15 protein-coding genes and 1 tRNA gene are annotated in these 19,699 nt (G+C 72.6%); 8 read left to right on the forward strand and 8 right to left on the reverse strand.

Annotation, left to right across the window (positions count from 1 at the left end; translation table 11 throughout):
* Nucleotides 1–108: 108 nt before the first annotated feature.
* Nucleotides 109–810: a collagen-like protein gene (locus HOO61_RS23715; RefSeq protein WP_216658789.1), complete on the forward strand. Its 702-nt coding sequence runs from the start codon at nucleotides 109–111 to the stop codon at nucleotides 808–810.
* 105 nt (nucleotides 811–915) lie between these two features.
* Here HOO61_RS23715 and HOO61_RS11100 read toward each other — a convergent pair whose 3' ends face one another.
* The gene (locus HOO61_RS11100) at nucleotides 916–2,157 is read right to left on the reverse strand and encodes a GNAT family N-acetyltransferase (protein ID WP_172258726.1); all 1,242 of its coding nucleotides are present in this window, start codon (nucleotides 2,155–2,157) and stop codon (nucleotides 916–918) included.
* 69 nt (nucleotides 2,158–2,226) lie between these two features.
* On the opposite strand from HOO61_RS11100, the gene HOO61_RS11105 reads away from it, so the two are divergent.
* Together HOO61_RS11105 and HOO61_RS11110 are read left to right on the forward strand one after the other, a co-directional pair.
* Nucleotides 2,227–3,195: a zinc-binding dehydrogenase gene (locus HOO61_RS11105; protein ID WP_172258727.1), complete on the forward strand. Its 969-nt coding sequence runs from the start codon at nucleotides 2,227–2,229 to the stop codon at nucleotides 3,193–3,195.
* Entirely contained in the window at nucleotides 3,192–3,893 is a 702-nt protein-coding gene (locus HOO61_RS11110) for an SDR family oxidoreductase (RefSeq protein ID WP_172258728.1), read from the forward strand. The genes HOO61_RS11105 and HOO61_RS11110 overlap by 4 nt, the downstream gene beginning before the upstream one ends.
* 10 nt (nucleotides 3,894–3,903) lie before the next feature.
* Here HOO61_RS11110 and HOO61_RS11115 read toward each other — a convergent pair whose 3' ends face one another.
* From HOO61_RS11115 to HOO61_RS11125, 3 genes are read right to left on the reverse strand one after another with little or no spacing between them, the layout of a single operon-like run.
* The gene (locus tag HOO61_RS11115; protein WP_172258729.1) at nucleotides 3,904–4,428 is read right to left on the reverse strand and encodes a nitroreductase family deazaflavin-dependent oxidoreductase; all 525 of its coding nucleotides are present in this window, start codon (nucleotides 4,426–4,428) and stop codon (nucleotides 3,904–3,906) included.
* Between the two features lie 15 nt (nucleotides 4,429–4,443).
* Entirely contained in the window at nucleotides 4,444–4,620 is a 177-nt protein-coding gene (locus tag HOO61_RS11120) for a DUF6104 family protein (RefSeq protein ID WP_168218509.1), read from the reverse strand.
* A gap of 31 nt (nucleotides 4,621–4,651) precedes the next feature.
* On the reverse strand, nucleotides 4,652–8,455 hold the full coding sequence (locus tag HOO61_RS11125) for a multifunctional oxoglutarate decarboxylase/oxoglutarate dehydrogenase thiamine pyrophosphate-binding subunit/dihydrolipoyllysine-residue succinyltransferase subunit (protein ID WP_301539038.1): 3,804 nt from the start codon (nucleotides 8,453–8,455) through the stop codon (nucleotides 4,652–4,654).
* A 288-nt stretch (nucleotides 8,456–8,743) separates the two neighbouring features.
* Between HOO61_RS11125 and HOO61_RS11130 the strand changes: the two genes are divergently transcribed.
* Both HOO61_RS11130 and HOO61_RS11135 read left to right on the forward strand, forming a co-directional pair.
* Nucleotides 8,744–9,367 (forward strand): hypothetical protein, encoded by a 624-nt coding sequence (locus HOO61_RS11130; protein WP_172258731.1) that lies wholly within the window; start codon nucleotides 8,744–8,746, stop codon nucleotides 9,365–9,367.
* Between the two features lie 11 nt (nucleotides 9,368–9,378).
* Nucleotides 9,379–10,275: an LCP family protein gene (locus HOO61_RS11135; protein WP_253942247.1), complete on the forward strand. Its 897-nt coding sequence runs from the start codon at nucleotides 9,379–9,381 to the stop codon at nucleotides 10,273–10,275.
* Between the two features lie 30 nt (nucleotides 10,276–10,305).
* Here HOO61_RS11135 and HOO61_RS11140 read toward each other — a convergent pair whose 3' ends face one another.
* Nucleotides 10,306–11,733 carry a choice-of-anchor P family protein gene (locus HOO61_RS11140; RefSeq protein ID WP_172258733.1) on the reverse strand — a complete coding sequence of 476 codons (1,428 nt, stop codon included), beginning with the start codon at nucleotides 11,731–11,733 and terminating at the stop codon, nucleotides 10,306–10,308.
* 221 nt (nucleotides 11,734–11,954) lie between these two features.
* Between HOO61_RS11140 and HOO61_RS11145 the strand changes: the two genes are divergently transcribed.
* Both HOO61_RS11145 and HOO61_RS11150 read left to right on the forward strand, forming a co-directional pair.
* On the forward strand, nucleotides 11,955–13,139 hold the full coding sequence (locus HOO61_RS11145) for a hypothetical protein (RefSeq protein WP_172258734.1): 1,185 nt from the start codon (nucleotides 11,955–11,957) through the stop codon (nucleotides 13,137–13,139).
* A gap of 6 nt (nucleotides 13,140–13,145) precedes the next feature.
* Nucleotides 13,146–16,070, forward strand: a complete 2,925-nt coding sequence (locus tag HOO61_RS11150) for an FtsW/RodA/SpoVE family cell cycle protein (RefSeq protein WP_172258735.1) — start codon at nucleotides 13,146–13,148, stop codon at nucleotides 16,068–16,070.
* A gap of 24 nt (nucleotides 16,071–16,094) precedes the next feature.
* Here the strand turns inward: HOO61_RS11150 and HOO61_RS11155 are convergent, their stop codons facing one another.
* From HOO61_RS11155 to HOO61_RS11165, 3 genes are all read right to left on the reverse strand, one after another.
* On the reverse strand, nucleotides 16,095–17,114 hold the full coding sequence (locus tag HOO61_RS11155) for a rod shape-determining protein (RefSeq protein WP_172258736.1): 1,020 nt from the start codon (nucleotides 17,112–17,114) through the stop codon (nucleotides 16,095–16,097).
* A gap of 183 nt (nucleotides 17,115–17,297) precedes the next feature.
* Nucleotides 17,298–17,370, reverse strand: a tRNA-Arg gene (locus HOO61_RS11160).
* A 76-nt stretch (nucleotides 17,371–17,446) separates the two neighbouring features.
* Nucleotides 17,447–17,944 (reverse strand): thioesterase family protein, encoded by a 498-nt coding sequence (locus HOO61_RS11165; RefSeq protein ID WP_172258737.1) that lies wholly within the window; start codon nucleotides 17,942–17,944, stop codon nucleotides 17,447–17,449.
* Between the two features lie 94 nt (nucleotides 17,945–18,038).
* Between HOO61_RS11165 and argS the strand changes: the two genes are divergently transcribed.
* Nucleotides 18,039–19,694, forward strand: a complete 1,656-nt coding sequence (gene argS, locus HOO61_RS11170; protein WP_172258738.1) for an arginine--tRNA ligase — start codon at nucleotides 18,039–18,041, stop codon at nucleotides 19,692–19,694.
* The last annotated feature ends 5 nt before the right edge of the window (nucleotides 19,695–19,699 follow it).

Raw genomic sequence — 19,699 nt, forward strand, 5'->3', positions numbered from 1 at the left:
ATTCCCGACCGCCCGGGACGTGCGTCCCTGTCGCCGGGCCCCGCCGACGCCGCACGGTGGTCGGGACGCCGACCATCGGGGTCGGCGCCATCCGGAAGGAGAGTGCTCATGGGTGGAATGTTCAGCTCGAGCCGCTACTCGGCCGTCGCCTCGACGGTGGCTCTTGCTCTCGCGCTCGGAGGCGGGACGGCGTACGCCGCGCAGCTCATCACCAGCAAGGACATCAAGGACGGAGGCGTGAGACGCGCCGACCTCGCGAAGGGGGCCGTCGACTCCCGCACGGTCGCCGACGGCAGCCTCAAGTCCCGCGACTTCGGTGTCGGGCAGCTGCCCGGTGGCGCCCAGGGGCCCACCGGACCTCAGGGACCGGCCGGTCCGCAGGGCCCCGCCGGACCTCAGGGGCCGGCCGGCCCGGCCGGTGCGAGTGGCGACCTCGACCTGGTCTACGTCCGGACCGGGCCGCTGAACGCGGCGGTCGGGGTCACGACGCTCTATCTCTTCTGCCCCGACGGCCTGTCCCCGACCGGGGGCGGGCCGGCTGCGACGGGCTCTGGGACGACCTTGAGCATGCACAGCTCGTTCCCGTTCGACGACAACATGCTCGGGAGCGGTGCCGACAGCGACACGATCCCCGACAACGGGTGGGCAGTGCAGCTCAACAACGACGGTGAGTCTGGCGTGATCTTCGCCGGGTACGCCGTCTGCGGTTCCGCGACGACCGTCGACGAGGAGTACGTCATGGTGACCCCGGCGCGGACGACGACCGAGACGACCGCCGACGGCGTCCGCATCATCGCCCGCCCCGGCTAGAACCCGATCGACGGCTGACCGCGCACGTGCGGCGGAACTGACCCCTGGATCGCCGTGTCGGGGGCCACACGCGCCGCACGTGCGCCGACGGTCGGGCGGCCGACGCTAGAAGCCGATCGACGGCTCCGGGGCCACCAGGGTGCGCATCGCGCGAGCGAGCTCGGCGTACGACCCCGAGCGGTGGTCCTGCACGAGCCCGGCCCGGAGCAGGCCGCCGATCGAGTGGCCGAGGTAGCCGGCACCGAGGACGGCGATGTCGAGGGCGAGCTCGGCGTCGGCGTCGGTGCGCGTGGCAGACCCGATGCCGGAGGAGGCCGTCAGCCGCCAGCGCCCGGCGTTCCAGGGCGCGTAGCGGTCCACCACCTCCACGACGACGTCGCAGTCGGCCTCGTAGGAGCGCAGCGGCCAGGCGGCCTCGAGGTCGACGAGGCGGACCCACGTGCTGTCCCAGGTCTGGAGGCTGCCGGCGCTCCGCGGTCCGCCGATCCAGCCGAGGAGCGGGTCGTCGAGGCCGAGGTTCTCGAGCTTGGTCGTGCCCATCAGGTCGAGGTCGACCACACGGCGGGCGAGGGCGAGCCGCGCGGCGGGGGAGCCGCAGAGGGTGCCGACGACCACGGTGCCCGACGGACGCGCGTTCTCCCACTTGTGCTCCCGGCGCAGGCCGGTGAAACCGATGTCCTGACCGTCGCGGCGGGCGAGGAGGATGCGGCGCCGCTCCTTGTCGCGCAGCTGCTCCGGCGCCTCGTGGGCCATGAGGGAGAAGAAGTCGGGCGAGCCGACGATCGTGCCGGGGAAGTCCGGTGCCGCGGCCAGCTGGCAGGCGCGCATCCGCTCGGTGACGCCGGGGGCGGCCATGTCGAGCAGGTGGGTGGTGATCGCGGCGGCCTCGTCCTCGAGGTGCGGGGCGGTGAACGTGGTGCCGCGGCCGAGGGTGACCTGGTGCGTGAGGACCGCGTTGCCGTAGCCGAAGCGCCCGTAGATGGCGGCCTCGCTCGCATGGAGTGCGGAGAGGGCGGTCCCGGCGTCGCGGGTACGGGCGAGGTGGTCGGTCATCATCGCGGCGAGGACACCGCGGCGCCGCGCGTCGGGGTGTACGCCGACCCAGGTGAGGCCGGCGATCGCCACGAGTGCACCGCCGGGCAGCGACATCTCCATCGGGCGGACCCCGTAGATCCCGCTGTGCAGGTCGTCCGGACCGTCGGGCAGGTCGACGACGAACCGTTGGTCCTCGGGCAGCCCGAGCCGCAGGTGCTCGGCGTCGGCGTCGGTGACCTCGCCGAACCAGACGAGCTGGTCGGTGGCCAGGTAGGTGGCGGCGTCCTCCGAGGGACGTACGTCGATGCTCACCGGCCAACCCAACCGCTCGGCGTGACGACCCGCAACCGGATAACAGGAGTGACTCGCTAGGGTCGGGACATGTTCGCTGTCTACGCCGAGTCCTTCTCCTCCGACGACCCGCTGAGCGGCCTGGTGGTGGGGGAGCGACCCGCTCCCGAGGCGCCCGACGGGTGGACGACCGTGACGGTGAAGGCCGCCAGCCTCAACCACCACGACCTGTGGTCGCTGCGTGGCGTGGGACTGCGCGAGGAGTCGTTGCCCATGATCCTCGGCTGCGACGCCGCCGGCGTCGACGAGGACGGCAACGAGGTCGTCGTCCACGGCGTGATCGGCGACCCCCGGTGGACGGGTGCCGAGGCCGACGACCCGGGCCGGTCGCTGCTCTCCGAGCGCCACCAGGGCACGTTCGCCGACCAGGTGGTCGTGCCGCGTCGCAACCTCGTGCCCAAGCCCGCCTCGCTGTCCTTCGAGGAGGCGGCCTGCCTGCCCACCGCGTGGCTCACGGCCTACCGGATGCTCTTCGTGCAGGGCGGGTGCAAGCCCGGCGAGACGGTGCTCGTGCAGGGCGCCGGCGGCGGGGTCGCCACCGCGCTCATCACGTTGGGAAGGGCGGCCGGGCTGACGATCCTGGCCACCAGCCGCGACGAGGCCAAGCGCGAGCGTGCCCGCGAGCTCGGCGCCCACGAGGTGTTCGAGTCCGGCGCGCGGCTGCCGGTGAAGGTCGACGCGGTGATGGAGACCGTCGGCAGAGCCACCTGGACCCACTCCATCCGCTCGCTGCGCCCCGGCGGCCGCATCGTGATCAGCGGCACCACGTCCGGCCCCAACGTCGACGACGCCGGCCTCACCCACGTGTTCTTCAAGCAGCTCTCGATCATCGGCTCGACGATGGGCACCCGGGGTGAGCTCGACCTGCTCGTGAAGCTCCTCGACGCCACGGGCGCCCGGCCGCTCGTCGACCGGGCCATCCCGATGGAGCAGGCCCGCGACGGCTTCGCGGCGATGGCGGAGGGTGACGTCTTCGGCAAGATCGTCTTCACCCGATGAGCCGCACGCACGTCGTCACCGGGGCAGGCTCGGGCATCGGGCTCGCCCTCGCCCACCGCCTCGCCGACCGCGGCGACCGGCTGGTCCTGATCGCTCGCAGCGACGCCCGAGCGGCCGAGCTCGCGCAGACGTTCCCGCACGCGCAGGTCCTCGTGGCCGACCTCGCCGACCCGGGAACGCTCAACGGCATCGGCCGGCAGGTCGACGGCCCCGTGGACTCGCTCCTGCACGTCGCCGGCGTCGTCGAGCTGGCGCCGGTGGAGCGACTGCGCCTCGCGGCGTGGGAGGAGCAGATCGCCGTCAACCTCACCGCGCCCGCGGTGCTGTCGCGCGAGCTCCTGCCGCACGTGCGCACCGCCCGCGGCACGGTGGTCTTCGTCAACTCCTCCGCGGGGCTGAGCGCGAGCGCCGAGTGGTCGGCGTACGCCGCCTCGAAGTTCGGCCTGCGTGGCTTCGCCGACGCGTTGCGCGCGGAGGAGGTCGAGCACGGCGTGCGGGTCAGCACGGTCTACCCCAGCCGCACGGCCACGCCGATGCAGGAGAAGGTGCACGAGCAGGAGGGTCGCACCTACGACGCCTCGCGCTGGATCAGCCCGGAGACGGTCGTCGACACGATCCTCCACGTCATCGACCTGCCGCCCGATGCCACGATCCCCGACGTGACGGTCCGCCCGGTCGTCCCGCGCACAGGGACCTGATCGCCACCTGTCAGACCGGGTCGAGCACGAACACCCGGATCCGGCGGGTCTGCCCGACGCGCTGCCGGTAGCGGGCGTAGCCGGGGTAGGACCGGGAGGCCAGCGCGAAGACCTCCTCGGCCTCGGCGGGCGTCGCGGCCCGCGCGACGACCTCCCGCGTGGCGCCGCGGTAGGTGAGGGTCGCACGCGGGTCGGCCTCGAGGTTGAGGGCCCACGCCGGCGTCGCGGCCTGGCCGAAGTTGGTGCCCAGCAGCGCCAGCCCGCCGTCGTACGGCGTCGCGATCAGGTGGCTGGTCCGGCGCCGTCCCGACCGGCGGCCGGTCGTCGTCACGTCGAGGACCTCGAGCCCGGCGAGCAGCCCCGGCGCGCTGTGCCGCCCACCCGTCAGCCGACCCACGACGTCGTCGAGGTGCCGCAGCACGCGCGAGAACACCCACCCGCCGGCGCGGGTGCCGGCACCCCAGCGGACCACGCGGTGCACGGGGTTGCCCGTCGCGTGCGCGTAGCCGAGGTCGGCGGCGAGCCCGGAGGTCACCGCGACGCCCGCCCCTCAGTCCTCGGGGTCGTCGAGCCGGGCCAGCCAGGTGGCCAGCCGCTCGATCGGCACCTCGAAGTCGGGGTGGGCGTCGACGAAGGCCTGCAGCTGCTCGGCGAGCCAGGCCAGGGTGACCTCCTCGTCACCCCGGCGCCGCTCGAGCTCCTCGATCCCACGATCAGTGAAGTACACCCATGCTCCTGACTGCCTGTCCGGCCCCGGCTCAGTAGTCGTGGCCGGCGGCGCGCGGCGACTCGAAGGCCGCGTCGAGCAGCGTCTTCTGCTCCTCGACGTGGCGCTTCACCGTGCCCACCGACGGCGACGCCGACGCAGGACGCGTGATCGGCTCGACGGTCATTTCGAGCTCCGGCCACACGTTGAGCTGGTAGTGCGGCCACGGGCCCATGTTGCGCGGCTCGTCCTGCACCCAGCGGACGGCCTTGAGGTTGGGGTACTTCGCAACCTCGGCCTTGATCTCCTCGACGGGGTTGGGGTAGAGCCGCTCGATGCGACCGATGGCGAAGGCGTCGCCGTTGTCGCGCTTGGACCGCTCGACCATGAGGTCCCACGTCACCCGGCCCGAGCACATGATCAGCGTCTCCACCTTGTCGCGGTCGGCGGCGTCGTCACCGATGAACGCGCGGAAGGTGGTGTCGCCGACGAAGTCGGCCGGCTGCGAGGCCGCCTCCTTGCGCTTGAGCATCGACTTGGGCGTGAAGACGATCAGCGGGCGGTGCTCCTCGCCGAGCGAGTGGCGACGCAGCAGGTGGAAGTACGACGCAGGCGTCGACGGCTGCGCCACGACCATGGCGTCCTCGGCCGACATCGTCAGGAAGCGCTCGATGCGCGCCGACGAGTGGTCGGGACCCTGGCCCTCATAGCCGTGCGGGAGCAGCAGGACCACGCCCGACTGCTGGCGCCACTTGGTCTGGCCGGCCGAGATGAACTCGTCGATGACGGTCTGCGCGCCGTTGACGAAGTCGCCGAACTGCGCCTCCCACAGCACGAGCGCCTCGGGCCGCGCCACGGAGTAGCCGTACTCGAAGCCGAGAGCGGCGTACTCCGACAGCAGCGAGTCGTAGACGTGGAACTTGGCCTGGTCCTCGGTGAGGTTGGTCAGCGGCGTCCACTCGTCGGCGTTGGTGCGGTCGATGATCGTCGCGAAGCGCTGCACGAAGGTGCCGCGGCGCGAGTCCTGACCGGCCAGGCGCACCGGACGGCCGTCCATCAGCAACGAGCCGAAGGCCAGGATCTCGCCCGTGCCCCAGTCGATCGGACCGTCGGTGATCGCGGCTGCGCGGCGCTGCAGCTGCGGCATCACCTTGGGGTGGACGGTGAAGCCGTCCGGCGGCGTGACGTAGCTGTCGGAGATCCGCTTGAGCACCTCTGGCGTGACCGCGGTGGAGAACTCGCCGGCCGGCTTGTCGGGGTAGTCCGGGACCGTCGTCCACTCGGTCGGTGCCTCCGAGCTGGCCTCGCGCACCTCGGTGAAGACCCGCTCGAGCTGCTGCTGGTAGTCCTTGAGGACCTGCTCGGCCTCGTCGATCGTGATGTCGCCACGACCGATCAGCGACTCGGTGTAGAGCTTGCGCACCGACCGCTTCTGCTCGATGAGGTCGTACATCAACGGCTGCGTGTAGGACGGGTCGTCGCCCTCGTTGTGGCCGCGGCGGCGGTAGCACACGAGGTCGATGACGACGTCCTTGTTGAACGCCTGGCGGTAGTCGAAGGCGAGCCGGGCGACGCGGATGCACGCCTCCGGGTCGTCGCCGTTGACGTGGAAGATCGGCGCCTGCACCATCCGCGCCACGTCGGTGGCGTAGAGGGACGAGCGGGAGGAGCCGGGTGCGGTGGTGAACCCGACCTGGTTGTTGATCACCAGGTGCACGGTGCCGCCGGTGCGGTAGCCGCGCAGCTGCGAGAGGTTGAGGGTCTCGGCCACCACGCCCTGCCCGGCGAACGCGGCGTCGCCGTGGACCAGGAGGGGGAGGACCGGGAACTTCTCGCCCTGGTCGAGGAGGTCCTGCTTGGCGCGGGCGATGCCCTCGAGGACCGGGTTGACCGCCTCGAGGTGCGAGGGGTTCGCGGCCACGGAGACCTTGATCTTGTCGCCCGACCCGGCGATGAACTCGCCCTCGGCGCCGAGGTGGTACTTCACGTCGCCGGAGCCCTGGACCGTGCGCGGGTCGATGTTGCCCTCGAACTCGCGGAAGATCTGGCTGTACTTCTTGCCCACGATGTTGGCGAGCATGTTGAGCCGGCCGCGGTGGGCCATGCCGATGCAGACCTCGTCGAGGCCCGTCTCGGCGGCTGCCTCGCAGATCTCGTCGACCAGCGGGATGGTGGTCTCGCCGCCCTCGAGGCTGAAGCGCTTCTGCCCGACGAACTTGGTCTGCAGGAACGTCTCGAACGCCTCGGCCTGGTTGAGCTTGAGCAGGATGCGCAGCTGCTCCTCGCGAGGCGGCTTCACGTGCGGCTGCTCGACGCGCTCCTGGATCCACTTGCGCTGCTCGGGATCCATGATGTGCATGTACTCGATGCCGGTGGTGCGGCAGTAGGAGTCACGCAGGATGCCGAGGATGTTGCGCAGCTTCATGAAGCGCCGGCCCTCGCCGCCGAAGGACCCGGTCGCGAACTCGCGGTCGAGGTCCCACAGGGTGAGGCCGTGCGACTCCACCTCCAGGTCGGGGTGGCTGCGCTGGCGGTACTCCAGGGGGTCGGTGTCGGCCATCAGGTGGCCGCGGACCCGGTAGGCGTGGATCAGCTCGAGGATCCGAGCCTGCTTGACGATGTCGTCGTCGTGGGTGGCCACCACGTCGCGCGCCCAGCGGATCGGCTCGTAGGGGATGCGCAGCGAGCGGAAGATCTCGTCGTAGAAGTCGTTCTCGCCCAGCAGCAGGCCGTGCACGCGCTTGAGGAACTCGCCCGACTGCGCGCCCTGGATGACCCGGTGGTCGTAGGTCGAGGTGAGCGTCATCGCCTTGCTGATGGCGTTGCGGTTGATCGCCTCGTCGGAGGCGCCCTGCCACTCCGGCGGGTACTCCATGGCGCCGACGCCGATGATCGCGCCCTGCCCGGCCATCAACCGCGGCACCGAGTGCACGGTGCCGATGCCGCCGGGGTTGGTCAGGGACATCGTGGTGCCCTGGAAGTCGGCGACGGCCAGCTTGCCGTCGCGCGCCTTGCGGACCATGTCCTCGTACGCCGTCCAGAAGGCGGCGAAGTCCATCGCCTCGGCGCCCTTGATGTTGGGCACGAGGAGCTGGCGGGTGCCGTCGGGCTTCTGCATGTCGATCGCGAGGCCGAGGTTGATGTGGGCCGGCGTGATCAGGTTGGGCTTGCCGTCGCGGACCTCGTAGCCGACGTTCATCTCCGGCATCGAGCGCAGCGCCTTCACCAGCGCGTAGCCGATGATGTGGGTGAAGGACACCTTGCCGCCGCGGGCGCGGGCGAGGTGGTTGTTGATGACCGTGCGGTTGTCCCACAGCAGCTTGACGGGGACCGAGCGCACCGAGGTGGCGGTCGGGACCGACAGCGACGCGTCCATGTTGGCGGCGGTGCGCGCGGGCGCGCCGCGCAGCACGGTGTAGGTCGGCTCGTCGGCGGCCGGCGTGGGCGCGGCAGGCTTCGGGTCCTTCGCGACGGGCTTGGCCGAGCCCTTCGCCGGCTCGTCGGCGGCGGCCGCGGGTCGCGGCGTCGCGGTCGCGGACTTCGCCGGGGCCTGCTTGTCAGCGGCCCCGTCGGCGGGCTTGTCGGCCTGCTTGTCGGCGGGCTTGTCGGCCTGCTTGGCGGCGGGCTGGGCGGGGGCCTTCGCCGGCGCCTTGGCCGGAGCCTGGGACGTCACGGGGGCCTTGGTCTGGGTCTGGGTCTGCGTGCTCGCCTGCGGCTGGGACTGCGTCTTCTGGGCGTTGGGGGCGGGGGAGGCGCTCCCGTTGCCGAAGTAGGACGCCCACTCCGGCCCCACGCTCGCGGGATCCTTGTCGTACTGCTCCTTCATCTCCTCCACGAGCCACTCGTTGGCTCCCAGGTCAGATGACGGTGCAACCGAGGACTGGTTGCCGGACTGCCCGTTCGGGGACTGCGCCACGCTTGTTTCGCCTCTTCCAGATGTGATCGCGCGAGGATTGACCAAGTCGACGACAAGGCTAGTCGCACACGCACGCAAATGCAGGGCCGGGTTCGACTGGTGAGGCATGGTGTCGACCACACCACCAGCTACCCGTCAGTCACCCCCGTCATTCACCCCGTCCGTCCCCCCGTCGTCCTCGTCGTCACTGGACCCCCCGTCGTCCGCTCGATCCGCCTGGAGCTCCTCATGCCCCGCCCCTCACCAGGCAGCGTCCACCATGCCCACCGCGCCCGACGCGTCGTGGGACTCGCGCTCGTCCTGCTCGTCCCGCTCACCTCCGCCTGCCAGTCCGCCGCCGAGCCGTCCGCGGCTCCGGAGCGGCTGAGCCGGTCCGACTCGCGAGCGAGCCTGGCCTCGCACCCCGAGCCGACCAGGGTGGGGATCCACCGCGTCCACGGCCGGCTCCCGGACGCGAGGCGCAAGGCCGTGCGCAAGCAGGTCGGGGCCGTCGTCGACCGGTGGTGGGAGGCGGCCTACCTCGGCGGCACCTACCCCCGCAGCAGCTTCCCCTCCGCCTTCCCCGGCTTCACCGCCGCCGCCGAGGAGCGCGCCCGGGCCGACAAGGCCCTGCTGACCAACCAGGTCGCCGGTCCACGCATCGACTCGGTCACGGCCCGCAAGCGTCGGGTCACCATCGACATCCTCGCCACCGGTCGAGAGGCGCGGGCGGTGACCGCGCAGTTCGTCCTCACGTTCGACACCGCCGGCAGCAGGACCGGCACCACCACCGTGCGGGGGCGGCTCTTCCTCACCCGCAAGCGGGGCGCCTGGCGCGTCTTCGGGTACGACGTCGCGAAGGGAGCCCGGTGATGGGACGGACCATGAGGCTCGCGCGGACGGTCGCCCTCGTGGCGGTCCTGGCCGTCACCGCGTTCGTCGTACCCACCTCGGCGGTCCAGCCGACCGAGGTCAGCCTGGTGAGGATCCGGCACGCCCAGGGAGTCGCCACCGGCGGTGAGGACGTCGTCTGGATCCTCGGCGTCGGCTCGGACGCCCGGCCGGGTCAGGCCATGACCCGGGCACGCGGTGACGCCCTGCAGCTGGTGGGCATCAACACCCGCACGGGAGCAGCCACCGCCATCGGCGTGCCCCGCGACTCGTGGGTCGCCATCCCGGGCCACGGACGGGAGAAGATCAACTCCGCCCTCTACTTCGCCGGCCCGCGCGGGATGGCCGGCGCGATGCGCAACCTGATCGGCATCGAGCCCGACTACGTCGTGGTCACCCGGTTCCCGTTCTTCGAGGACATGGTCGACGACATCGGGGGCATCACCGTCACCAACCCGCGCCGCTTCACCGACCCCAACCTCAAGAAGGAGGGGTTCGCCCGCGGTCGCATCCGTCTCGGCGGCTACGACGCGATGGCGTTCTCTCGGATCCGCTACAACCTGCCGGGCGGTGACTTCGACCGCTCGGCCAACCAGCAGCGCACCCTGCGTGGCATCCACGCCCGCATCCGCGCGCAGGCCGACGTGCCCGGCTTCATCGAGCGCGGCGTCATGTCGGTGATGGCCCACACGGACACGAACGCCTCGCCGGGGGAGCTCTTCGAGATCGCCCAGGCCGTCGCCCAGGTCGACCCGCGCAAGATCACCACGTGCGTGGTGCGCGGGCGGATCGGGTCCGTGGGAGCCGCCAGCGTGGTCTTCCCCGACGTGGCGCAGGCGCGGCGCCTGGGGCGCGAGGCCCGGCAGGACGCCGCCCTGCGACGCTGCTGAGCGGCGGCCCCGGGGCCGCCGCCCACCGGGTCAGCCCTCGTAGATCCGTCCCGCGGTGCGGGCCAGGTCGATGACGACGGCGTCGGCGTAGAGCTTGATCCGCAGCCCGATGACCTGGGAGCCGCGGTAGCCGGTGTCGACGAGCTGGCGCTGGATCTCGCCGACGCCGTTCGGCAGCTCGACGACCTCGCCGGGCGCCGGGACCGCCAGCGGCTGCCCGCCGACGGTGATCGAGCCCACGCCGGTCGAGACCTTGGAGCCGACCCGCTTGCCGGCCTTCTGGCGCATGGCCGCACGTGAGCTGACGTCGGTGATCACCAGCTGGGCCGTGGGGATCGAGACGGACCTGATCGCGGTGCGCGACCAGCCCTTGGCGACCTTGCCGCGCTTCTTGCCGGCCTTGGCGCGGAACTGGTCGCCGTTGACCTGGTAGGTCACGCCCTCGAGCTGCACCGGCACCGGGACGAGCTGGGTGGCGTGGGGGACCTGGTACGTCTGCGTCCGGCCACGGGTGCCCTGGCAGGGGAGCGCCTTGTGCTGGACGTTGCCGAACCGCAGGGCGCCCTGCAGGGCCTGGTAGTCCATGGCGGTGCCGCCGGAGCGGAAGACGCCGGCCGGGGCCGGACCGCCCATCCGGACGCGCGCGGTGCCGAGCTCGACGAGCTGGCGGCGGTCGCCGGCGGTGACCTCGATGCGCAGCGCGGAGGCCTGCGACTGGGCGTTGTGGCGGTTGGCGCGCCCGTTCTCGTAGCCGAGCGCGATCGTGCCGAGACCGGGGATGATGATGGGCTTCGTGACGTCGCTCAGCACCTGGAAGACCTGCTGGGCGGCCTGCTGCGTGCCGGTGAAGACGGTGTCACCGACCTGGTCGAGCGGGGCGAGGAGCTGCTGGAGCTCGGGCGGCAGCTGCTCGACCACGGTGTTGTCGAGGAGCTCGAGGGAGATGCTGGCGAAGGTGAACCCCTCGTCGTGGCCGTAGCCCCGCGGGGTGTGGAAGGCATGGGCGGTCGTCTGCAGGCCCTTGATCACCAGGCGGGGGGTGGTCAGCGGTCCGACGGTCCCGCCGATGCTGATGTCGCCGATGGTGTTGGTGCCGCGGACGCCGTGCGTCTCGCCGTCGACGTACGTCTCGGTGCGGCTGGTGCTGGCCGAGACCTGGATGAGCGGGTTGTCGGGAACCGACACCGCGCTCTGCTGCTCGACGACCCTGCCGGCCGCCCGGGTGCACAGCTGCTGCGCGTGGGCGTCCTTGAGGTCGAGCGCCTCGACGCTGTCGGTCACGAGCTTCACGCCGTAGACGTCACCGCGGTAGCCGAAGCCGGTGAGCTGGTCCGCCCCCGCTGCCCGGGCATCGGTGGAACCTCCCGCCTGCGCCGGCGCGGCACCGGTGGACAACGCGAGCGCGGCGCTGAGGCCGAGGCTGACGGCGGCGACGAGCCGTCGCTGGGTCTTCTCCATGTCCCCTCCCAGGGTCTGCGGGGAGCGACACCCGGCCGTCCGAATGACCGGCCGGCAGCTCCCTCGCCCGCTCAACGACGGGGAGCCGGACAGGTCACGGCCGGAATGAGGTCCAAAGACCCTGTGGGGGAGAGGAGCGCGCTCCCGATACTGGAGGTCGTCACGCATGCGGGCGGCGGCGCGAGGCGCCGTGCTCCCGGTGTGCAGGAACGGGGGTCCCGATGGTTGAAGACATCTCGGCGCCGCGGCTCACGGAGACCGGTCCACCACCTCCCGACGTCCAGGACGAGCCCACCGCCGAGCCACCGGAGCCTGCAGCAGCCGGGCGGGTGCCGCTGCACCGGTTGCTGACCGCGGTCACGCTCAGCCCCGCGGAGGCCTCCCTCGTGTCCGTCCGGCTGCTCGAGTCCGTCGGTGCGTCGCGGGCGACAGGTGGGTCGCTGTCCGACGACGACCTCTGGGCGGCAGCCCTGACCCGCTCCGGCGGCGTCGCGGCCACGCGCGCGGAGGGGAACGCCGGTGCCGCGCTCGACGAGCTCCTCGGTCAGCTGTGCCGCAACGCTCGACGGCTGCCGGCCCACCCGGCACCTGCCCAGCTCGTGCTGCTGCGCAGGCTGGAGGAGGCGGCCGCGGAGCCGGGCCTGGAACCGGGCGCGCGAGCGGCCCGGCTCGAGGCGGGACTGGTGGAGGTCCTGGGTGCGAGCGCACCCCAGCGTCTCGGCGCCCAGCTGGCCGACCTCGTCGGCGCGTCCGCGCACCTCGCTGCCAGCACCCGGGCGCCGCTCGCCGTCGCGAGCCCTCCCGTGACGAGGCTAGCCCGGTCGCGCCCACCGTGGCATGGCCGGCCCTCGGGGCGTCGGCGGCGGCCCGCCCGCCGCGCCGCGGCGATCGCCCTGCTCCTGGTGGCGGCCGCGGCGGGCAGCGGTTACGTGCTGACCCGCCGCACGGGTGACGCGAGCGCCGGTGCGGAGGGTGGCGACCCCGCCACTGCCGCCCCGTCCGGGGAAGCCCGCACCTCGCCCACGCCCTCCGAGCGGCCGGCCCGGCCGCGCTTCGCGAGCCTCGCACCGCGGCAGGCCGGAGCGGTCACCGGTCTCGAGCTCCGGCCCGTCGCCGGGTGCGACAGGGGAGCGCCGTGCCCGGTCACGGTGACGGTGCGCCTGCGTCCCGCCTCGGACGTCCGGGTCGTGACCTGGCGCGTGGGCACGGCGACGTCGTGCGCCGGCGAGCTCCGCTGGTCACCTCCGGTCGGCGTGGGCGCGCAGCCCGGCTGGACGCGCGTCTACGCCACCTCATCGGTCCCGATCCCCGAGCGGGGCCCGGTGGTGCTCGTCGCGGCGACGACGACCCCTGCCCGCGCCCAGTCGCCCCCGGTGCCCGTCGCCGGGTCCTCCCCGAGCTGCTAGCCGGCCATGCTCAGCGTGGAGCGCGGGCTGCTGGGCGCACGTCCGTCCCGCCCGCAACCGGGCCGTCCGGCCCGCCTCCCCGTCCCGCGCCTCCTCGATCCCCTCGCCGTCGGAGCAGTGGCGCTCCTCGTGGCACTCGGCCTGGCCAACCTCGCCGCCCTGGGTGACCAGGCGGCCGTACGGCACCAGCTGGTCGTCGTGGTCTGCGGCGTGGTGCTCTTCGTCGTCCTCAGCCGGTGGCGTACCGCCGGCCTGCGCTGGCTGGCGTGGGGCTGCTACGGCGTGAGCGTCCTGCTGCTGTTCGCGGTCGACGTGGGTGGCATGTCGGTGCGGGGTGCCCAGCGATGGATCGCCCTCGGGCCCTTCTCGATGCAGCCGTCCGAGCTCGCCAAGCTCGGCCTGCTCCTCGTGCTGGCCCTGGTCCTCGGGAGCGACCGGTCGTGGCCACGCCGGCTCGCGACCGCCGCGCTCGTCGCCGCCGTGCCGATCGGCCTCGTCCTCCTCCAGCCCGACCTGTCGACCGCACTGGTCCTGTGTGCCCTGACCGGGACGATGCTGGTGCTGGGCCGGATCCCGTTCAAGGTCCTCGTGCCGTTGCTCGTCCTCGGTGCCGTCGCGCTGCCGTTCGCCGAGCAGCTGCTCCACCCCTACCAGCAGGAGCGGCTGCACGCCTTCCTGAGCGGGTCGACCGACGTCGACGGGCCGGGGTGGGCGATCCGCCAGATGCACATCGCGCTGGCCTGGGGCGGCCTGACCGGCGGCGCGGACCACCCGCTTCACCAGCTCGTCGGGCTCTACCTGCCGGACCGGCACACCGACCTGGCGTTCGCCAGCATCGTCGAGCAGTTCGGGATCCTGGCCGGGTCGGCGGCCGTGCTCGCCGCGACGGTGCTCGTCTGGCGGGTCGTCGGCACCAGCCGCCACAGCCGCAACCGTCCCGCAGCACTGGCCGCGGCCGGGTTCGCGGCGCTGGTCAGCGTCGAGGTCGCGGTCTCGGGGGCAGGCAACCTCGGACTGATCCCCACGGCAGGGGTGCCGTTCCCCCTGCTGAGCTACGGCGGTACGGCGGCCGCGGTGCACATCGCCGCCCTCGGGCTGGTGCTGGCGCTGGGCGCGGACGGCGAGGCCCACCGCCTCTGGCTCCGCGGCCGGCCGGACCGGGCCCGGCCGCGCTTGCTCCGCACGACGGCCGTCGCGGTGACGGCCCTCCTGGTCGCGATGGTCGGCTTCGTCTGGCAGCTGCAGAGCGCGCAGGGCTCCCAGCTGCGCGAGGCCGCGCTCGACCAGATGCTGCGCTGCACCCGGGTCCCCGCAGCGCGCGGGGAGATCACCGACCGGCACGGGGCACTGCTCGCCCTCGACGTCCGGCGGCACCGGGTGGCGGTGGTGCCGGCCCTGGTGCGGCGCGCCGACGTGCCCACCCTCGCCGCCCTCACGGCGCGGCCCGAGAGCGGCCTGCGTCGCGTGCTGCGCCGGAACCGGGCGAGCCGTGACCTGACCGTGGCCTCCCTCCCGCCGGCGGCCGGTCGACGCGTCCGCGCTGCCGCACTGCCCGGGGTCTTCGTGGTGCCGGAGACCCGTCGGCGCTACCCCGCCGGGGACGTGCTCGGCCCGGTCCTCGGCTGGACGGGCGTGGCCACCCCCGTCGAGATGGAGCGCTGGCCCGACCTGGCCCTCGGGGCGATCGCCGGCCGCGCCGGCCTCGAGCAGGTCTACGACCCGATCCTGCGCGGCACCGACGGACGCCAGTGCGTCTACGTCACCCCGGCGGGCACGCCGATGGCGATGGGCCCGTACACCGCGCCCCGTCGGGGGAGGACCCTGCGCCTCACCGTCGACCTCGGTCTGCAGCGCGAGCTCACCCGGTCCCTCGACGCCGTCCTGCGCAGCAGGCCGGGCCAGCCGCTCGGGGACCTCGGCGGAGCGGTGCTCCTCGACCCGCGGAACGGGCAGGTCCTGGCGACGGCCAGCCGACCGTCGTACGACAACCGGATCTTCGGACCGCCCGTCGACAACCGCGCGCTGGCCCGGGCGTCGCGGCAGCCCGGGAGCCCGATGCTCGACCACGTGACCCAGGTGGCAGCGCCGCCCGGGTCGACGTTCAAGCTCGTCGTGGCGGCCGCCAGCATGAGGGACGGCACGGTGCCACCGGACCGGGTGCTGCCGGGCGGCGGCTCGTGGACGCTGGGCGACCACTCCTTCGGCAACTGGATGCCCCTGCCCGCGCAGGACCTGCCGAGCGCGATCTCCTGGTCCAACAACGTGTACTTCTACCAGCTCGCCTGGGCGATGGGCCCGGAGCCGATGATCAGCACGGCACGGAGCCTGGGCGTCGGCCGACCGTCCGGCATCGACCTGCCCGGGGAGGTCGGCGGCTACCTCGGCACCCCGGACTCGGTCGCCCGCGACGGCGGGACGTGGTTCCCCGGCTCCACCGTCATCCTCGGCATCGGACAGGGCTACCTGACGGTCACGCCGCTGCAGGACGCCCTCTGGACCGCAGGGATCGCGACCGGCGCCATGGTCACGCCGCACCTCGGCCTGGCGTACGGCGAGGGGCGGGGCCGCACGTCGCTCCGGTGGCCACGACCCCGGCGGTTGCCGTACGCCGACAGGCTGGGGCCGGTCCGCGACGGCATGGCCCTCGCCGCGTCGTCCGGCACCGCGGGCATCCTGACGGCCCTGCCCGTCAAGGCCGGCGCGAAGACGGGGTCCGCCCAGGACCCGTCGGCGCTCAACGGTGCTCCGGACTCGTGGTTCACCGCAGCCGCCCCGATCGAGCGCCCGCGCGTCGTGGCGACCTCGTTCGTCCGCGGCGGTGGTCACGGGGTCAGCACGTCCGGCGCCGTCGTGCTTCCGGTCCTGCAGTACTTCTTCGACCACGAGGAGGAGATCCTGCGCACGGGACGTCCTCCGTCCCGGCGCCGGTGACCGGCTGCAGCCCCGACTTCGTGGTCAGGCGGCGTCGAGGAAGGTGTCCTCGTAGGCGCGCACCACGTCGGGGATGGCCAGGCAGCGCGCGGCGCCCTCCGCCACGCAGTACAGCGGTCGCTCGGCCATCCGCACGGGGAAGCCCAGCGCCGCCTCGACGAGCTCGTCGAAGCCCCGCAGCAGGCTGGAGCCGCCGAACACCGTCACGCCCTCGCTGAGGATGTCGTCGGCCGCTTGCGGCGGCAGGTCGTCGAGGACGCCCGCGAGCGAGGCGATGATGACGTCGGCCGTGGGCCTCAACGCCTCGAGGACCTCGGCGAGCTCGATCGTCTTCAGCCGCGGCCGACCCGTGGCGAGGTCGATGCCCTGCACCACCGTCGTGAGGCGGTCGTCCCCGTCCACCGCGCACTTCAGGGTCTCGGCCATCAGCTCGCCGACGAGCAGCTGGTGCTCGGCGCGCAGGTAGCGGTGGAGGGTCAGCGTCATCTCGTCGCCCGCGACCCGGGACGACCGGTGCGACAGGACGCCGCCGTAGCAGAACGCGGTGATCTCCGAGGTGCCGCCGCCGATGTCGAGGACCATGTGAGCGCGGGGCTCGAGGGGGTTGAGGTCGCACCCGAGGGCTCCGGCGATGGGCTCGGGCACCAGCACCGGCTTCCGCATCCCCGCCTCGTCCGCCACCTCCAGCAGCGCTCGACGCTCGAGCGCGGTCGCGCCGGCCGGCACCCCGATGACCGCTCGTGCGCCGACCCGCTGCCACGGGGGCAGCGCCGCCCTGTCGAGGAGCGCGGCCATGAAGGCCCGCGCGGCCTCGAGGTCCACGATCACCCCGTCGTGGAGGGGCCGCATGGCGGTGAGCCCGACCGGGCAGCGGCCGAGCAGGTCGCGCGCCTCGTGCCCGACCAGGAGCGGGCGCACGCGTCGCCGGCCCGCCTCGGACGGGCGCACGACCATGATGGACGGCTCGTCCAGCACCACGCCGCGCGTGCGGTGGCAGACCACCGTGTTCGCGGTTCCGAGGTCGATCCCGAATCCACCGCTCATGTGCGCCCCCTGCGTCGACCTGGAGTCCTGGTCAGACGGTACGACGCCGCTGCCGCGTGGACAGGAGTCTTTGGTCCCGAAGTCAGGTCACCGCACGCGGCCGTCCAGGCCCGGCCGGAAATGACGAACGGACCCACGTCTGTCGTGAGTCCGTTGTCGCTGATGTCCTGAGACATCACAGGGCGCCTCCGGCAGGATTCGAACCTGCGGCACCTGGTACCGGAAACCAGTGCTCTATCCCCTGAGCTACGGAGGCCCGCACCGTTCCGGACCGCTCCGGACCTGGTGCGCGGTGAAGACTACCGGTCGCCCGGCGCCGTGGTGAAACCGCCTCAGCGCAGCGCGAGCGACCCGGACGTGTCGGCCGGGAAGGGTAGGGCCTCGTGCTCGCCGATCCGGGCGTCGAGCTTGGCCGCGACGTCCTCGGGCCAGGGTGCGGTGCGCCGGTCCTCCAGCTCGATGTGGAGGAAGATCTCCTCGACCACGCACGCCACCCGCTGGTGCGTCTCGTCGAGCAGGTAGATCAGCACGTGGGCGGCCCGCTCGGAGCGGCCCAGCATGCGCACCCGCGCCGACATCGTGTCGCCGGTGCGCAGCTCGTTGAGGTAGGTGACGTGGTGCTCGGCGGTGAAGCACGCGTGACCGTGGGTCAGGGGCCACATCTGCGGGATGCCGACCTCGACGAGCGACTCGTCGAGCCCCTCGCTGGCGATGCCGATGTAGTGGCGGACGTTGAGGTGGCCGTTGATGTCCTCGAAGGGCATGGGCACGGGCTGCTCGACGTAGGCCGGGAGATCGATCAGCTGGTCGTAGGTGGGGTGCGTCGTCACGCCCAGAACCCTAGGGCAGGACGTGCTGCGGGTCTGTGGGCCACGGCGTGAAACCGGTTCGGTCCCTGCTGCGGGCCGCCGATAGGCTTGCCCGGTGAATCCTGATCAGCTCTCCGAGACCATCGTCGACGTGCTGGAGGCCCTCGTGGCCGACGGCGCGATCACGCTGCCCGACGGCGTACCGACCCAGGTCACGGTGGAGCGACCCCGGCAGAAGGGGCACGGCGACTACGCCACGAACGTCGCGCTCCAGCTCGCCAAGAAGGCTGGAACGAACCCGCGGGCCTTCGCCGACCTCGTGGCCGAGCGCCTGCGCTCCTCCGACGGCATCGCCGAGGTCGAGGTCGCCGGGCCGGGCTTCCTCAACGTCACGGTCGAGGCCGGCGCCCAGGGGCAGGTCGCGGCCGACGTCGTCGCGGCGGGCGAGGCGTACGGCTCCTCCGACGCGTTCGCGGGCGAGAAGATCAACCTCGAGTTCGTCTCGGCGAACCCGACCGGGCCGCTCCACCTGGGCGGCGTGCGCTGGGCAGCGGTCGGCGACGCCCTGGGCCGGATCTTCGAGAAGACCGGTGCCGAGGTCACCCGGGAGTACTACTTCAACGACCACGGCGCCCAGATCGACCGCTTCAGCTCGTCGCTGCTCGCGAGCGCCAAGGGCGAGCCGGCCCCTGAGGACGGCTACGGCGGCCAGTACATCCACGACATCGCCTCGGCGGTCGTCGAGCGCCGCCCGGACGTCAAGGAGCTCGACGACGCCCAGGCCCAGGAGGTCTTCCGCGAGGTCGGCGTCGACATGATGTTCGACGAGATCAAGAAGTCCCTGCACGACTTCGGGGTCGACTTCGACGTCTACTTCCACGAGAAGTCGCTCCACGACTCCGGTGCCGTCGAGCGCGCCATCGAGCGGCTCACCGAGATGGGCAACACCTACGAGGCCGACGGCGCGCTGTGGCTGCGCACCGAGCAGTACGGCGACGACAAGGACCGCGTGATCATCCGGTCCAACGGCACCCCGGCCTACATCTCCGGCGACCTGGGCTACTACCTCGACAAGCGCGAGCGGGGCTTCGACCGCTGCTTCATCATGCTCGGCGCCGACCACCACGGCTACGTCGGCCGGATGAACGCCATGTGCAGCGCGTTCGGCGACGAGCCGGGCAAGAACCTCGAGATCCTCATCGGCCAGATGGTCAACCTGCTCCGGGACGGCGAGCCGATGCGGATGTCCAAGCGCGCTGGCACGGTTGTCACCATCGACGACCTCGTCGACGCGATCGGCGTCGACGCCAGCCGCTACGCGCTGGCCCGCTACCACAGCGACAGCCCGATCGACATCGACCTCGACCTGTGGTCGCGCGCCACCAACGACAACCCCGTCTTCACCGTGCAGTACGCCCACGCGCGCGTGTCCAGCCTGATGCGCAACGCCGCCGACCTCGGTGTCACCGCCGCGTCGCACCCCGAGCTGCTCACGCACGAGAAGGAGGGCGAGCTCCTGCGTGCGCTCGCCGAGTTCCCGCGGGTGGTGAAGGCGGCCGCCGAGCTGCGCGAGCCGCACCGCGTGGCCCGCTACCTGGAGGAGCTGGCCGGCACCTACCACCGCTTCTACGACAGCTGCCGCGTGCTGCCGCGGGGTGATGAGGAGACGTCCGACCTCCACCGGGCGCGGCTGATGCTGGTCGACGCGACTCGCGTGGTCCTCGCCAACGGGCTCGACCTGCTCGGCGTCTCGGCTCCCGAGAGGATGTGATCGGG

Source organism: Nocardioides sp. zg-1230 (assembly GCF_013155335.1).
Lineage (GTDB): Bacteria > Actinomycetota > Actinomycetes > Propionibacteriales > Nocardioidaceae > Nocardioides.